This is a genomic window from Methanoplanus limicola DSM 2279, from assembly GCF_000243255.1.
Lineage (GTDB): Archaea > Halobacteriota > Methanomicrobia > Methanomicrobiales > Methanomicrobiaceae > Methanoplanus > Methanoplanus limicola.
Genome location: NZ_CM001436.1, coordinates 764,963 through 781,128 on the forward strand (window position 1 = coordinate 764,963; position 16,166 = coordinate 781,128).

The following is a 16,166-nucleotide window of genomic DNA, read 5'->3' on the forward strand; positions in this document are numbered from 1 at the left end:
CATTTAAATACTATCATGCCCACTCTTTTTTAATATGAAGACAGCATTCTCCCGGAGTCTGTCAAAAAAGCAGGTAATGAGTACAGACGGGATGGTCATAGGGACTATTCGCAATATAATGGTTGATCTTGATTCAGGAGAGGTCATAAATCTCGTTGTAAAACCTGAACCTAATTTTGACACAAGCGGATATACAATAGACGGAGACCGGCTCTTTGTGCCTTTTGAGGCAGTAAGGGACATCAGAGACTACATCGTTGTTGACAGATATCTATCAAAACAATGATGGAAAATATCTTTTAACGCCTTCAACAAATCCATCTCCGTATTTTTTGCTGCTGACCCAGTCCGCAGCATCTCCGGCCATTTTATCACCTCCGGCAACTGCAACACCTTTGCCGGCTCTTTTAAGCATATCGACATCATTATGTGAATCACCAAATGCCACAAAATCAGAGACATTAAGGCCCATCTCATATGCCACATAACCAAAGGCATTTCCCTTTCCTGAATTTGCAGACTGAATATGGACTGCAAAACCTGAATCGAGAATTACCACAGGCAGATCGGAAACAATTTCACGGACCTCATCAGGATTTACATTTCTGGCAAAGGCAACATCTGCGAACCGGTATTCCGGGCTGTAGAGCTCAAGTTCAATTCCCTTTTCAGCATAGTAATTCTCAACACGGCTGAATGCCTCAATGCAGACCTGCTTGCTGCCCGGAATTCTGATCTCTCCTTCATATTTAACCCTGTAAACACCACCGTTCTCACAGATGACTGTGCCGTCAGTGCCAAGCATCTTGCAGAGAAATGTCAGTGAGCAGAGAGTGTTCCCGCTGGCTATCACCACAGGAATATTATTGTCAAATAGTGTCCTTATTGCTGAGACGGCATCAAGATTTATTCTTCTGCTTTTATCAGTAATTGTGCCGTCAACATCGGTAATAATGGCTTTGGGAAAAAAATTGGAATTATTCTGCATCTGTTATTAGGTTAACACTCATGCAGATTTAAGACCTGCCATCTCCACAGAGAATGCGGCCTCGCCGTCCGGAAGATCAGGACTGTCCACGAGTTTTGCAACCCTCTTGCCACCCTTGCTCTTTCTTAAGTATATTCTGTACTTTGAAGCATGACCTACTATATTTCCACCTGTCGGCTTTGTTGGGTCACCAAAGAATACAGCAGGATTTGACTGGACCTGATTTGTTACAAGAACTACAGCATTGAACTCTTTTGCAAGTTTTGCAAGGTCATACATATGCTTGTTCAGTTTCTGCTGCCTGACAGAGAGTGTACCCCTTCCTGCATACTCTGCACGGAAATGCGCCATAAGAGAGTCCACCACAATCAGCCTGACGGGTTTGTCCGTATCCTTCAGTTCATTGCCAAGCTCCCTTACACTCTCAGCAAGAAGCATCTGGTGATCAGATGTAAATGCCTCTGCAACGTGGATATGTTCAAGGAAATCCTCTACAGGAGGTACCTCAATATCAAGTTCAAGACCTTCAACCATCTGCCTTATCCTCTCAGGCCTGAATGTATTTTCAGTGTCAATGTAGATGACTGAACCGTCAAGTCCACCAACCTCCAGAGGAAGCTGGGAATTTACTGCAAGCTGATGTGAGATCTGACTCTTACCTGAACCGAATTCACCATAACATTCACTGATAGACATGGTCTCAAAACCGCCTGCTAAAAGGTCATCAAACTCAGGTACAAGAGTTGAGAGTTTCCGGACCTTTTTTCTCTCTTCAAGAACAATAGTTCCGGTCTTAAATCCCCCGATATCAGCCATCTTCCTGGCTTCTTTTATGAGCTTCTTTGCAGTGGATTCACCTATTTCTGCTGCTTCTGCAAGATCAGCATATGATGCGGTTGCAATTCCCTCTATTGTGCTGTACCCTGATTCCCTTAATTTATCTGCTGTTGTCGGGCCGACACCAGGCAGATCCTCAATATCCAGTTCTGACATCTAAATAACCTCTGATTATTTTATACAAAAGAATATGATCAGGATCTATTTAGAAGGGTTACCGCGCGGGGTGAAAGTAAAACAAATCATAAATTATCGATATTTGCAGATTCTGAGAGCATAAAATCAATATCACAATTAATATTATTCTTAGAGGATGAGATATTTCTGAAATTAATAACATCAATTCTCATGCCGTACAGAATACCCGAAACTTCCGCAGGAATACCATTGCACAACCCGTCAGTCATACCGGATAATATGTAACAGAGAGACCCGTTCTCAATTATAAACCCGGAAAAGTCCTCAATGACCATACCCTCAAATGAGATCTTCTCTTCAGACCCGCAATAATCCGATGTAACCACCCGCACAAGTGAACTGATGCCCGCATGTATCTCATACCCCCCGGAACAACCGGCCATAGTATGGGCATCATCAGGAATTTTTGCAAAACCGTTTACAATCTCAATAATCTCCCCTTCGGATACCGGTATTTTTGCATGCTCACCCCAAAGGACAACATTCTGACATTGAGAACCACCAGACGGAATATACAGAAGTGACGGCAGATCCGGAGCGCAGGGTGAATCATCACCACAACCATACTGAAGATCAGAATCAGAAGAGCAGAGAAAGTCATTCTCAGCAGGATCATAATCCACAACAGTCATATTTCTCACACATGAGAGACTGCCTTTTCCGGAATAAAACTGATGCACCCGGCCCAAAGAGAGAACGCGACAGAGAAAAGATGCAGAACGGCCGGGTTTAGCATCGGAAGGTGAAGAGTATGTAAATTCAACAGGACCGTCAGCCGGAATAAGATCACTGTTCCTTCCGGCAGAGAATCTGATTTCACCACCGGAAGACGGAATGCGGATTAAATGCTCCGCCTTTGCACAGAACCCTTCAGAGATGTCTTCCGGGAGAGAGGAGTCCCGGAAAGTGATGGTAAAAGTATCATTTCCACTACCGCAGAAGAGCCTGAAGTATGAAGAGCCTTCTCCCTCCCCTTCATCACCATAAGACCGGCAGGTAATCCCAAGAATGACAAAGCATACAGATTCATACAGAATCTTTCTCTGCCCGTCTTTCCGGAGGGAAATATCGTTGTCAGAGAGCCGGATGTCAACAGCATAAAGTTCTCCGGACCCCTTATACCTCCCGGCAACCTCGATCATACTTCCGTCAGGGATTTCCATAACGGCAGATGCCATCTCATCCCTGAAATGAATGATAACCTCTCCGGTATCATCTCCCACAAGAAGCATAAGCCTTAAAGAAGGAAACTCCGGCAGGGATTCAGATAAGCTCTCCCTGAGATGAACGTATAAATTCTGCCCTGAGCGGGATTTCTGCACCCTCTTCTGTGAGTGATACCTCTCTGAAGACGTATTAACATAGCGGCTGTCGCCGTCAGAAAAGCCGGAACTCTCAGAATAACTGCTGAATTGGTCAGACCCTTCGTCCTGAGAGAAATCATCCAGAAATTCTGAACCGGAATTTAACTCATCCAGTAAATTAACGGCAGATTCACTCTCAGGAGTAAGATAGCGGCCAATTATCCGGCAGTAAAAAGATATAAGGGTCGGCCCCTTTCTGATCTCCGCAATTTTTGTATGCAGGCGGCCCAGTTTTTCTGCTGCGGCTGCCGCTGCAAAATGGAGATCATGATCAGCATTTAAACCGCCAGAGAAAGAGAGGGCAAATTCCTCAAATTCCTCCTCAGACAGAAGGTCATCCACGAGTGCGTAGTATGCCCTCACAGACCGGAATTACCCCTCTGCATTACTTATCACTTCTCAACCCACGGAAGATCTGCCATGGTATTCAGAATGTCAATCACAGTCTCACCACGCCTCATATAAGCCGAACGGTCACCATTGACCATGATCTCAGGGCATCTTGGGCGGCAGTTGTACTGTGAAGCCATCGAATAGCCGTATGCTCCGCAGTCAAGCACAGCAATGAGGTCACCCCTTTCAACATGCGGCAGCATCCTGTCAGCCGCGATAATGTCTCCGGATTCACATATAGGCCCGGTGACCGTATATTCAAGCTCAGGTTTCTGATCTGCCCTGTTAGCGACTATTACCTCATGATATGAGTCATACATTGCAGGGCGCAGCAGAAGGTTGAATCCGGCATCGACATTTACAAATTTTTTATGCGCTGTCTTTACAGAATTGACCCCTGTCAGAAGTATTGTTGTATCACCCATCAGATTTCTGCCAGGTTCAACCCATAATTCCGGTTTGATACCTATTCTGGCAATACCTTCCAGAAATACCGGCATGACTGCATCAGCATACTCCTCAGGTGTCGGAGCATTGTCACTGTCATGATGATACGGAATTCCAAGTCCGCCGCCTATATCGATGAACTTCAGCTTAACACCGATATCTGTGAGCTTCCCGGCAATCTTCACCATAATCTCAGCCGCTTTTGCAAACGGAAGAACTTCAAGGATCTGTGAGCCGATATGGCAGTGCATGCCAACCGGATCTATATTATCTGCTTCAAGAGCAGCGCGGTAGGCATCAAGGATCTGATCCGCCGGAATGCCGAACTTGCTTGTCGCAAGTCCGGTTGCGATTTTAGGGTGGGTCGGAACGTCAATTGCAGGGTTTATCCTGAATGAGATCTCAACATCTTTTCCCTTCGCTTTTGCCACCTCTGAGAGCTGGGCAAGTTCATCAAAGGAATCAACCGATACCCTGACACCTTTGTCAACCGCGAGTTCAAGGTCTTCCTTTGTCTTGGAACTGCCGTTGAAGAGAAGATTTTCAGGATTCATTCCCGCAAGAAGGGCAAGATGAAGTTCTCCGGAAGAGAATACATCTGCACCTGCACCCAGATCGGCAAAAGTCTTCAGGACTGCCATATTACCATTTGCCTTTGCGGCATAGAGCATTCTTACATTATTATAGTGCTTCTTTAAGGCACTGTTATATCTTGTAAAATTCTCCCGGATTCTCTTCTCGTCCGTCACATACAGCGGAGTTCCGTAACTCTCTGCAAGGTCATTGCAGTCATGACTGCCGATCATAAGATGGCCGTCTTTTATTGTCAGGTGCTCTGGAAGTTTCAGAAGTCAACACTCCTCATCCTTTCAATTGCCTCTTTTATTCTTTCAATGTTTCTGGTGATCGCAAACCTGACATAGCCGTCACCGTTGCTGCCAAAACCTACTCCGGGCGTAACAACAATACCAGCCTCATCGAGCATCTTCTTTGCAAAGCCCATTGAATCACTTACTTTTAGCCAGACATAGAAAGTTGCCTTTGGCGACTCCACTTCAAAACCGAGATCCCTTAAACCGCTCACCAGGGCATCACGCCTCTCCTGGTACACGCTGCAGGCATCTGCGACGCACTGCTGCGAGGAGGTCAGAGCAGTTATTCCTGCACGCTGTATTGCATCAAATGCACCCGAATCGACATTTGTCTTTACACGCCCAAGGCCGGAGATTAGTTCCTCCCCTCCGCATGCCATACCGAGGCGCCATCCGGTCATATTATAGGTCTTAGAGAGGGAATGCATCTCCATTCCAACCTCTTTTGCACCGTCCGCCTCAAGGAAGGAAGGTGCTTTGTAGCCATCAAAGGTTATCTCAGAGTAGGCGTTGTCATGAACGGCAACGATATCATTCTCCTTTGCAAATTCAACAACTTCCCCAAAGAACGAGAGAGGAGCAACTGCGGCAGTCGGGTTGTTTGGATAGCCAAAGAACATCAGTTTTGCCTTCTTAACAACGTCCTTCGGGATATCCTCAAATACCGGAAGAAATTCATTCTCCTCCTTAAGTGGCATCTCCCAGAGTTTTCCTTCTGAAAAGAGGGTTGATGTTTTATATACAGGATATCCGGGATCTGTTGCAAGGACATAATCTCCGGGATTAACAAATGCCTCCGGTACGTGGGCAATACCTTCCTTTGAACCGATAAGTGCCAGAACTTCAGTTTTCGGATTTAAACTGACACCAAATCTGGAATTGTACCATTCAGCCACAGCTTCACGGTATTCAATCATACCTGTATAATCCGGGTAATGATGTGTCGAAGGATCCCTTGCAGCCTCGCATAGTGAATCAACGATATGAGAGGGTGTAGGAAGATCAGGGTCTCCGACACCGAGATCAATAACATCAACTCCCTGTGCACGTTTTTCTGCTTTTAATGCATCTATCTGAGCAAAAAGATATGGTGGAAGATTATCAAGTCGGTTTGCATACATGTGTCTTAAATGTAGTAATTGATCTTTAAAAATATAAGCCTTCAAAGCAGCAGCATAAAAATAAATATTCTGACCCCGGATACGGATTTAAAGTCACCATAAGTGATAAATACAGATATAAATTCCGTATACCATGCCAGGAAGAATTCTGCATGATATCTAAAGCCTCAAGATTATTTCCAATGTTTCTTTCCAGCGAAAGCAAACTGAAAGGCAGGCAGAGAGACAATAAAATTAAAACCGCAGATTAATTCCGGCAGAAGAGGAGATCATATCTTTAAAGTCAAACAAAATAATAAATAAAAAAGTTAAAGTGAAAAAATATGAACAGGTGTGTCAATAAACTCAGCCCGGAAATAATTGATGAAGAGATCACCCCGGAAGATGCTATACAATATATCAAAAAGAAGGCATCTGAAGTATATGAAATGCCGGAAGGATTTACAATAAAGGGAGTTACAATTCTTGGAGAAGGAACTCTTTACACAGGCCTTAAGATTAAGAAAAAAGAGATACTCTTTTATTTCAAAAAACCCTGCTTCGGAACACAACTTTTAAAAATCAAAGCAGATGATGCTGACCTTGAAGAAATCAGAACTAAAGGAAAGATCGTCAGCGGAAAATAAGGGTCATATCTGAGTTCATTATAGCCTGAAATCTGTAAAAAATGTCCTGGAAAATACATAATCCTGAGTAATTAAAATATGCCTCTAAAATATATGCAGGGAATTCTTGTAAAGAGTGATTCCGTAAGAATTGTTGATGACCCGATTGTCACAGAAGAGAAGGTAAATATCTACCTCAACAATGAAATGCTGTCATCTCAGGTAGCAACACCTGAAAATCTTGAAGAACTGGGGGCAGGATTTGTAATCAGTGAGAGTATATCAGACATTATTGAATCTGTCAGGACCGATGGCAATGATATTTATGTCGAAGCCGAACTGAAAAGAAAGCTCAGTCCTGTTACATGCTCTTCAGGAGGCGCCTGCTCCAATACACCATTTAAGCATGTAAAATCCGGTATGAAAATTAAAAAAGCAGACATTCCGGCAGTAACAGAAGAGATAGTGTCAGATCTCTGGAGACAGACGGGGGCTGTCCACTATTCAGTTCTGTTTTCAGAAGGCAGAAAGGTCGCCGGATTTTCAGATATTGGCAGGCATAACACTATTGACAAGGTAATAGGCTACACTGCCTTAAACGGGATAGATACAGGCAGGTGCTACATCGGCAGTACCGGCCGGCAGCCCGCAGGAATGGTGTCAAAACTTGCAAATGCCGGAATTCCGGTTGTGATTACAAAAGCGGCAACAACAACGGAAGGAATCAGGATTGCATCAGAAAACGGAATCACACTTATATGTTTTGCAAGAGGGGACAGATTTACAGTCTATTCCCACCCGGAAAGAATAGAGGATCTGAATATACCATAGCATTATTTTTGCCCGGCGCATAATCAGAGCCGATATAACTTAAAGATAATGGAGAATAGTCTGCTCCGAAAAACAAAAATTCAGAAATGATAATAATAATAATAATATTTCCAGAATTTATACTCCTTTCCTGTAATGTCCGGACGTTATCCCGGCAGGAGAAATATCTTTTATTCTGTATTTTGCGGAAGTTGCCATTCCGGAATCTCCGGCAGAAGCTGCCTTATAGATTTCACAGATCTCCCGGCAGTAATCAGCATTCCTGTTTCTGGAGTCAACAGCAATGAAATCTATACCGGACTCAAGTATTTCAGGCAGATAATCTATCAGGCATGTATCGGAGGAGTTGAATATATGCGTCCTCTTCTCACCGTCAATACTGACAGGGAACTGATGTCCCTTAATATCCTTCAGAAAATAACTGCCCCTGCATAAAGACTCCTGGTCCTGAACTGAAGAGAGAATATTAATCTTTGATACCGATATTTCGGCAGCACCATGCACAATAATTCCGGATGAAGGCCTCTTCTCCTGGCGGCAGAGATTCCTATCAAGAAGGCTGATCTCATCCCCGGTAAGCTCAGATGAGACAATGACAGAGTTAAAGTATCTGCCGAGATTCAGTGCAGAAAAACTGTTGAAGAGATTGAGTCCGGGCCCTCCGTAAATCTGTATATCAGGATATATTTTCCGTATGGCAAACGCATCCCCGGCATTTTCAGCCATTATACCGGAAAAACCCTTACCGGAAAGTTCTTTTATCAGCGGAACTGCAAATTCAAGGAATTTCTTCCCGGTAATTTTTGGCCATTTCCAGATCAGCCTGCATCCGTCAGGCATATTTCCGGCAACAGATTTGAAGAGACCTGAAATCTCGCGGACTGTACTGCTCTTACCGGGAACGATAAAAGGCTCAATACATACCGTATCAGCACCGCCAGAAAATGCAGCCATAGCGCCCCAGTAGTCACTTACAATGCAGAAGAGAGAGATATTGTCTGCCGGCCCTTCTGCCGGTGAAAGTATCCCTGATTTTAAAGTATTCATCAAAGATAAACTGCCCGGGTTAAAGCTGCCGGATGAAGAGCCTGCCATTCCGGCAGGGCGATCATCATCCAGGTATCTTAAAACCACATCAATATTTTCCCGGACTGATTTGATTTCATCCTCAGACGGCCTGAAATAATTATAAACCACATCCTCAAGTGAATAGAAAAGCTTCCTTCTCAGCTCATTTAAAAGACCTGCCGGCGCAAAAAGCCTGCCCGGATAATCAATAATAAACTCATCGGCAGCAAACTGGGTTCCGCCAGTTTTTGAGAATATTTTCTTCAGTTCTTTTGAGGTCAGAGGCCGCCCCCTTGCCATCTCCATCTCAAACCAGCCCTTAACTTCGGAGAAGAATTCACGCCCGAAAATTATAGCCGACACTGAGCATACCGGAATTTTACCATCAAACCTCAGAGTTATGGTGCAGGGTATCTTCTCCGGAATACTGCCGTCACGGGCAATTATCCTCTCAGCTTCCTTCTCAAGAGCATCCCTTCTTGTAATAAATACGCGGCTTCCTGTTTCCGGGACAAACGGCATCCTTACCTTCAGGGAATTTCCTGCCAGGGTGAAAGGCGCTCTCATAATAAATCCTTCCTCCGCCTTTCCGGATTTGGCCATCATACCGTCATTCGCCTGCGGAATTAATGTACCATAGAGCTTAATCTCAGCAGTTTTACTCCTCTGGCTGTAGCCCTGAACAACCCCAACCTCAACACCTGCGTTACCGGATTTCTTATAGGAGATCATATCCCCAAAACTGCTGCCGGACAAAAATCCGGGTGTGAACCCTCTGTTAAATGCAAACATGAGATCATCAGCCGCAGATTTGTGATCAATTTCAGATACAATACTCCCTTTGATATTTTTCCGGGCAGATTCATCAATGGCTTTCCTGTATCTGTCGGTCACTACAGCAACATATGACGGATCCTTCATGCGCCCTTCTATTTTAAGGGATTTAACTCCGGAATTTACAATATCTGTAATATTCTCATAGGAACAGAGATCTTTTGGAGATAGGAGATAATCACCTTTGGTCAGCAAAGGCCTGCATTTCTGTAAATCCGCATTATCATCCTCACCACAGCAGAGAAGAGAAAACTGCCTGCGGCACGGCTGGGCACACATGCCACGGTTGCCACTCCGACCGCCTGTAAGTGAAGATATGAGGCACTGTCCGGAATAACAGTAGCAGAGCGCCCCGTGTATGAAGACCTCAGTTCCGGCACGTATGTCATCTGAGCGTGATATGGCAGATACTTCGTCAATGGAAACCTCCCTTGCCATAACAACCCTCTCGACTCCGTTCTCCTCTGCCCATCTCACACCCTCTTTTGTATGGACCGACATCTGTGTGGATGCATGAACTGCAAGACCGGGAATCAGGGACTTTGCAAGCTGCAAAATTCCGGCATCCTGAATTAAAACAGCATCCACACCTATGCTGAATAAAAAGAGAAGTTCAGATAACGAATCTTCTATCTCGCTCTCCTTTACAAGAGTATTATGGGTGACATATACCCTTACACCACGGGCATGGCAGAATCTTACAGCGCTTACAAGTTCATCTTCTGTAAAATTTGAGGCATAATGCCTGGCACCAAATTTAACACCGCCAAGATATACAGCATCTGCTCCGGCAGAAACTGCGCCAGTGAGACATTCAGCAGATCCGGCAGGAGACAATAGTTCAGGAACAGAGTGTTGCTTCATATAGTGATATATTATATTGCTCTGCACGTATATCCGGTTATTTATCACTGCATAGATCAGGAGAGGAAAAATAACCGGCCCGCAATTCCCGATAAATAACCGGATTTATCCTCCCGGGAGAATCTAAAATCTATAACCCACAGCACATAATTATCCCAATTACAAAATAAATCAACTGAAGGTGAATATTATTTCAATAAATACTGAGATCTGAACGATATATTTTCGCTTAGAAGAGGTAAATAACAAAACAATTTAGTTTAAAAGAATTCTAAAATTATTCTGAATTTTTCGGATGCAGTTTTGATAATATGGGAGACCATTAATGGCCATAATAAACAATAATAAAAAAACAGACAATAACTCCCAAAAAATAGAAAATCTCATTGATTCTCTCGGTTCAAAAGACTGGAAAAAAAGAGAGGATGCTGCAATTGAGCTGACAACACTGGGCCGCCCTGCAATAATAGGCCTTCTTAAAGCCCTCAATTCCGACAATACAATGCTCAGGAGCGGAGCGGCCGAGGTTCTTGGCACATATGGCGAAGTGGCACTGCCAACACTCCTCAAGCTTGTTGCAGCAGGAAAGGAAAATACAAGAGACGGTGCGGCAAGAGCCATCGCGCAGAGCGGCGAAACCGCATTAAATGAACTGAAAAAAGCGGCAACGGACAAAGACTACAGGAGAAGAAGAGGTGCGGCACTCACACTTGCATATCTCGGTTACCTCGGGGAACCCACAAAAAATGTTCTCCTTGCGCTCCTTAGGGATAGTAATGAAAAGGTCAGTTTTGAAGCGGCCAAGTCACTTAAAACTATAAACTGGGAGCCTGAAAACAGGCTACAGTCCGCAGTCTTTTACTACTCACTTGCTGACCCGGTAAATTCTGCAAAATACCCGAAAGAAATTATAACCCTTGCAATACGGGATCTTAAAAACCCGGATGAGAACAGGCGTAAAAAAGCGGTAGATCTCCTTTCTAAACTGAAATCAGATTCAGTAAAAGATGTAATGCTGAAATATCTCGATGACAGCTGCGGAGAAGTAAGATATACAGCAGTAAAGAGATTATCAGGCATTTATGACACAGAACTGATCACTTATTTTTCAAAATGCCTTAAAGATACACATTCCGGAGTGCGCCTCGAATCCGCATGGGCACTTGACAAATACGGCTGGAAGCCGGAAAATTCAGAAGATAAAGCAGAATATTACTTCATAAAAGAGAAATGGATTGACCTTCTTCAGATGAAGGAAGGTGCAGTCCCCGTACTTGTAAAAAATCTCTGTGATGAAAATCCTGTCATCAGGCTGAGGGCAACAGAGGTACTGAGGAGCATGGGTAAACCGGGCTACCTTGCAATAAAAAATGCACTTAAGTCAGATGATGAAAATATCAGAAAAAGAGCCGCAGAAGCGGTTGCAATAATAAACAAAAAGGATTCTGCATCAAATTCCGGAAAAGAAGAACCTTTGCCGGAATTCTTTGGAAAATACAGTATTGAAGAGGAGATCAAAAAGCACAAAAGTCAGATTAATGCAAGCGGGATTAAGAGCAGGGATTCCTGGCTGAAAATTCTTTTAAACAACGAGATTGAACTTTCAAAGGCAGAAAAGATATCGGGTGCACTCAGCAATGAAAATGAGATGGTACGGGCGGCCGCGATTGAAAACCTGAGACAGAGCGGAATATCAGCCATTGAACCCCTCTTATACCTTTTAATTGACAAAAAGGACAATGTCAAAATCGCCGCAATTGAATCCCTTGGAGACCTTAAGGCGAGAAGAGCCGCACCATATCTGATAAAGCTCTGTGGAAATGAGAACAGATTCGTCAGAATGGCATGCGCCGAATCACTCGGAAAAATTAAGGAAATAAAAGCGATAGACGCACTTACGGGCTTATTCTCAGACCCTGACGAAAGTGTCAGGACAACAGCATCGGCATCAGTCTCATCCATAGGGTCGGATGCACTTCCAAAACTTAAAAATACCCTCGATGATTCTGACATGACTGTCCGTATGACCGCAATCGGAACAATCGCCGGAATTAACGATCCCATTGCAATATCCTACGCTGTAAGAATGCTCAACGACTATGAATTTGATGTCCGGGAATGTGCGTCAAAGGCAATAAAAAATATGAGCAATACAATGTTCAATCCGTTAATGGATGAATGCAGACGTATAATTGTTCAGGGAAATGAACTTGAAAAACTTGGAATTCTCTCTGCACTTGCAGATGTTGAGGATTTAAGGGCAAAAGAGATCATTACAGCATTTGCAAGCGACAGAAATCAAAAAGTCAGCCAGCGTGCAGCAGAAATGATCAAAGAAGCAGGCAAACGTCCGGAGATAAAGACAGAGATAATTCCGGAACTGAAATACGGATCTAAGATCGATGAGATTATAAGCGGCCTGAGAAGCACAGATACACAGGTTCAGGTCAGTGCATCTGAAAAAGTCTTTTCAATGGGTGATGAGATCATCGAACCGCTCATCGAATCCATGGAGAAGAGTAATCCGGAAGTTCAGAATCTGACAGCCGAAATTCTGATAGGTCTTGGAGATCCTGCAATTGACGGTCTTGTAAAACATCTCAGTTCAGGAAGTTCATCAACTAAACTTATCTGTGCACAGAGTCTTGGAAAAATTCAGAATGAGAAGGCATATGCAGCATTATCCGGCGCAATGTACGAGGAGAAAGACCCTGTTATCAGAATGACCGCCGCAGAATCACTGGGATTTGCAGGAGACGATATGGCATTTGATGCACTTGTTTATGCAATCAAAGATGAGGATTCAAGAGTGAGGATAGCAGCAATAAGGTCACTTGGGTATCTGAACAGTAAAAAAGCGATTAAACCCCTGATAAATGCACTTGAAGATGAAGATTTAAGCATAATTAATCAGATCACAGATTCATTAAAGAGCCTTGGAGAAGATGCAATCCGGGAACTTTCAGATGCACTTCATTCCTGCAAAAGCGGCAAAATACGATATAATATCGCAGAAGCGCTTGACAAACTCTCCTGGGTTCCTGAAACAGAGACAGACATTGTCTATTATCTGATGGCAAAAGAGAACTGGGAAGAGATCAGAAAAACCGGAGAAGTTGCAGTCGGCCCTCTTGAAGAATTACTGTCAGATAACGACTATGAGATAAGGCTTGCAGCCCTTGAGACTATAATTGATATAGGCGGTGAGAAAGCAATTATGCCAATGATTAAAGCTCTGATGGACCCGAATTCAGCAGTCAGAAAAAAATCTGAGGCAGGACTTGTAAAAGCAGGCAAAGATGCACTACCTTATCTCGAAAGAACAGTTGCAGAATCCGACAATCCAAACCTGAAGACTTTCGCAATGAAGGCCATCGTAAAAATTACAGCCTGAAAAATTTTCTAAAAAACTTCGAAGATTTTATCATGATTTATATCTTAAAAAAGCCCTGCTATTGCCGGTAAAGATAAATCAAAACCCACAGATTGTATTATACAAACATTAAAAGACCTAAAAGCAGGTATTAATAATCAGACTGTATCTTACATTCATAAGAGAATGGGTATACTATAGGAGATAGCCTGAATCTAATTTCCGTTTGGTAAATATAGACATACAGGGTCAAAATCCGGCAGAAATATTCAGACAGGAAATTATTCCGGAGATTAACAGAGTATGAACCGGAGAATAAGATACCTTCAGTAATATGACATCAGAAGATAAGCGGGAAAAACCCACATGCAATGACATCAGTTCCATTAAAACTGAAAGGCTTATATCAGCTCTCGGCTCTGATGATCATGACACCAGGAGAAGGGCGATAGCTGAACTGCAGTCCACAGGTAAACCAGCAGTTGCTCCTCTTTTAAAAGTGCTTAATTCAGAAAATCCGGAAGTCAGAAGTGGGGCAGCTGAAGTTCTGTCCGGATATGGTGAAGCCCTGATGCCGACATTAATCAGAATACTGACTACAGGAAAAGATAATGCCAGGGACGGAGCAGCAAGAGCAATTGGCAGATGCGGGAAAATTTCGGTCAGATATATCGAAGAGATAATAAACGACAATGACTACAGAAAGAGGCGTGCAGCGGTTCAGGCACTGGGATATCTTGGTGAAAAAGACTCCAGTGCAACCGAAATACTAGCGGCATTTCTCTATGACAAAAATGATAAAGTCAGCCTTCAGTCAGCAAAATCACTGAAGTATCTCAAATGGAAACCTCAGAACAAAATGGAGGCGGCGGCATACTTCTATGCCTCCGGAGAAGCAGAAAAAGGTGCCCGCTATCCGGCAGAGACAGTATCTGTTGCAGTCCGGGATTTTAAAAACCCGGAAGTAGAGAGGCGAAAGAAAGCAGCAAGACATCTCTCAGTGATAAACTCCGACATAGTAATTCAGCCTCTTGCGGCATTCCTCCAGGACACTTCAGAGGAGGTCAGATACACCGCAATTAAAGCAATCAGCAGCATTAACGAGAGAAGATTTGTGCCATATCTTGTAAAGGCTCTGGCAGATAAAAACTCAAATATTCGCAATGAAGCCGCATGGGCACTTGACAGGTACGGGTGGAAACCGCGTACATACTGGGAGAAAACAAGATATCTGATAATTAAAGAGAAATGGGTGGACATTATCCCATTAAAAGATTATGCAATACCTGTGCTTACAGAATACCTCTGTGATGAAAACCCGGATATAAGGCAAAAAGTTACTGAGGTATTAAGAGCAATGGGCAAACCCGGATATTCCGCAATAAATGAGGCCCTTAAATCAGATAACCCAATGATGAGAAAGAGAGCGGCAGAAGCAGCGGCAGTGATAAAAAAGAAGGATTCAGCCCGGAAAAATGATGCAGATAACAGAAGCAGAAGTATTTCCGGTCAGGAGAATATCGAGGAGGAATTACTGAGAAGAAGAGAGGACTTAAAAAATAAGGGCCTTAAATCCAGTGATGCCTGGTTATTGATACTGAAAAAAAGCGGGATAAGGCCTTTCGCAGCGGAAAAACTCTCAAAAGCTTTAAGCAGTGAAAATGAGATGGTCAGGTCATCTGCGGCGGAGAAGCTTGCAGGCATGGAATCAGCTTCTGAAGAACCGCTTCTCCATCTCTTAAAAGACAGAAAACCAAGTGTTAAAATTGCAGCGATAGAATCTCTCGGAGAACTTCAGTCAAAGAGATCAGTGCCATATCTGGTAAATCTTCTCAGGCATGAGAACAGATCTACATGCATAACTGTTATTGAAGCACTTGGCAAAATAAAGGATCCTAAATCGATAATACCAATGCTCAGGATCTCGGCAGAGGGTGACAGTGAACTTAAGAAGAAAGTTTCTGCTGCTGTATCCGGTATGGATACTGCAGCAATTCCAACCCTGAAAGGTGCCCTTGAAGAGTCAGACAGAAAGATCACAATTGCAGCCATAGAGGCGCTTGCAGGAATAAGACATAACCTCTCAATTTCATATGCAGTACGGATGTTAAATGATTCAGAACCGCGGGTGAGGGAGTCAGCCATAAATGCAATAAAAGAGATGAGCAATTATATGTTCAACAATATCATGGATGAATCGGGGCGTCTTGCAACACAGGGAACAGAAAAGGAAAAAACAGGTATTATTGAGGCTTTATCAGGAATAAATGATTTAAGGGCGAAGCAGGCAATAACGCTCTTTACAAAAGACAAAAATGAGACTGTCAGGAGAAAGGCTCTCCTCTCCTGCACAGAAGAGTTACTTTAAAGC

Annotated in this window: 11 protein-coding genes; 5 read left to right on the top strand and 6 right to left on the bottom strand. The window is 43.5% G+C overall.

What is annotated here, in order from left to right:
• Positions 1–34 precede the first annotated feature (34 nt).
• On the top strand, positions 35–286 hold the full coding sequence (locus METLIM_RS03720; protein ID WP_004076579.1) for a PRC-barrel domain-containing protein: 252 nt from the start codon (positions 35–37) through the stop codon (positions 284–286).
• Here the strand turns inward: METLIM_RS03720 and METLIM_RS03725 are convergent.
• The 5 genes from METLIM_RS03725 to METLIM_RS03745 all read right to left on the bottom strand — a co-directional run bounded on the left by METLIM_RS03725 (position 275) and on the right by METLIM_RS03745 (position 6,220).
• Positions 275–988: a phosphoglycolate phosphatase gene (locus METLIM_RS03725; protein ID WP_004076580.1), complete on the bottom strand. Its 714-nt coding sequence runs from the start codon at positions 986–988 to the stop codon at positions 275–277. The two genes, METLIM_RS03720 and METLIM_RS03725, sit on opposite strands and share 12 nt — an antisense overlap.
• Positions 989–1,006: 18 nt before the next feature.
• Positions 1,007–1,981, bottom strand: coding sequence for a DNA repair and recombination protein RadA (gene radA / locus METLIM_RS03730; protein WP_004076581.1), 975 nt, complete (start codon positions 1,979–1,981; stop codon positions 1,007–1,009).
• 86 nt (positions 1,982–2,067) lie between these two features.
• Positions 2,068–3,750 (bottom strand): single stranded DNA-binding domain-containing protein, encoded by a 1,683-nt coding sequence (locus METLIM_RS03735; protein WP_004076582.1) that lies wholly within the window; start codon positions 3,748–3,750, stop codon positions 2,068–2,070.
• Between the two features lie 29 nt (positions 3,751–3,779).
• Entirely contained in the window at positions 3,780–5,075 is a 1,296-nt protein-coding gene (gene lysA, locus METLIM_RS03740; RefSeq protein WP_004076583.1) for a diaminopimelate decarboxylase, read from the bottom strand.
• Positions 5,072–6,220, bottom strand: a complete 1,149-nt coding sequence (locus tag METLIM_RS03745) for an LL-diaminopimelate aminotransferase (RefSeq protein WP_004076584.1) — start codon at positions 6,218–6,220, stop codon at positions 5,072–5,074. Before METLIM_RS03745 ends, lysA begins: the two co-directional genes overlap by 4 nt.
• A 323-nt stretch (positions 6,221–6,543) precedes the next feature.
• On the opposite strand from METLIM_RS03745, the gene METLIM_RS03750 reads away from it, so the two are divergent.
• Entirely contained in the window at positions 6,544–6,846 is a 303-nt protein-coding gene (locus tag METLIM_RS03750; protein ID WP_004076585.1) for a DUF1894 domain-containing protein, read from the top strand.
• Between the two features lie 78 nt (positions 6,847–6,924).
• Positions 6,925–7,656 carry a formate dehydrogenase accessory sulfurtransferase FdhD gene (gene fdhD, locus METLIM_RS03755; RefSeq protein ID WP_004076586.1) on the top strand — a complete coding sequence of 244 codons (732 nt, stop codon included), beginning with the start codon at positions 6,925–6,927 and terminating at the stop codon, positions 7,654–7,656.
• A 117-nt stretch (positions 7,657–7,773) separates the two neighbouring features.
• Here the strand turns inward: fdhD and METLIM_RS03760 are convergent, their stop codons facing one another.
• The gene (locus METLIM_RS03760) at positions 7,774–10,449 is read right to left on the bottom strand and encodes a DUF3656 domain-containing U32 family peptidase (RefSeq protein WP_217178000.1); all 2,676 of its coding nucleotides are present in this window, start codon (positions 10,447–10,449) and stop codon (positions 7,774–7,776) included.
• A 298-nt stretch (positions 10,450–10,747) separates the two neighbouring features.
• Here METLIM_RS03760 and METLIM_RS03765 point away from each other — a divergent pair, with 298 nt between their 5' ends.
• Positions 10,748–13,816, top strand: coding sequence for a HEAT repeat domain-containing protein (locus METLIM_RS03765; RefSeq protein WP_004076588.1), 3,069 nt, complete (start codon positions 10,748–10,750; stop codon positions 13,814–13,816).
• A gap of 313 nt (positions 13,817–14,129) precedes the next feature.
• Complete coding sequence (locus METLIM_RS03770; RefSeq protein WP_004076589.1) at positions 14,130–16,163, top strand: HEAT repeat domain-containing protein; 2,034 nt, start codon at positions 14,130–14,132, stop codon at positions 16,161–16,163.
• Positions 16,164–16,166 lie beyond the last annotated feature (3 nt).

Coding starts and splice junctions, on each gene's coding strand:
- METLIM_RS03765 (WP_004076588.1), top strand. CDS start 10,748: ATGGCCATAATAAACAATAATAAAAAAACAGACAATAACTCCCAAAAA.
- radA (WP_004076581.1), bottom strand. CDS start 1,981: ATGTCAGAACTGGATATTGAGGATCTGCCTGGTGTCGGCCCGACAACA.
- fdhD (WP_004076586.1), top strand. CDS start 6,925: ATGCCTCTAAAATATATGCAGGGAATTCTTGTAAAGAGTGATTCCGTA.
- METLIM_RS03725 (WP_004076580.1), bottom strand. CDS start 988: ATGCAGAATAATTCCAATTTTTTTCCCAAAGCCATTATTACCGATGTT.
- METLIM_RS03770 (WP_004076589.1), top strand. CDS start 14,130: ATGACATCAGAAGATAAGCGGGAAAAACCCACATGCAATGACATCAGT.
- METLIM_RS03745 (WP_004076584.1), bottom strand. CDS start 6,220: ATGTATGCAAACCGACTTGATAATCTTCCACCATATCTTTTTGCTCAG.
- METLIM_RS03720 (WP_004076579.1), top strand. CDS start 35: ATGAAGACAGCATTCTCCCGGAGTCTGTCAAAAAAGCAGGTAATGAGT.
- METLIM_RS03750 (WP_004076585.1), top strand. CDS start 6,544: ATGAACAGGTGTGTCAATAAACTCAGCCCGGAAATAATTGATGAAGAG.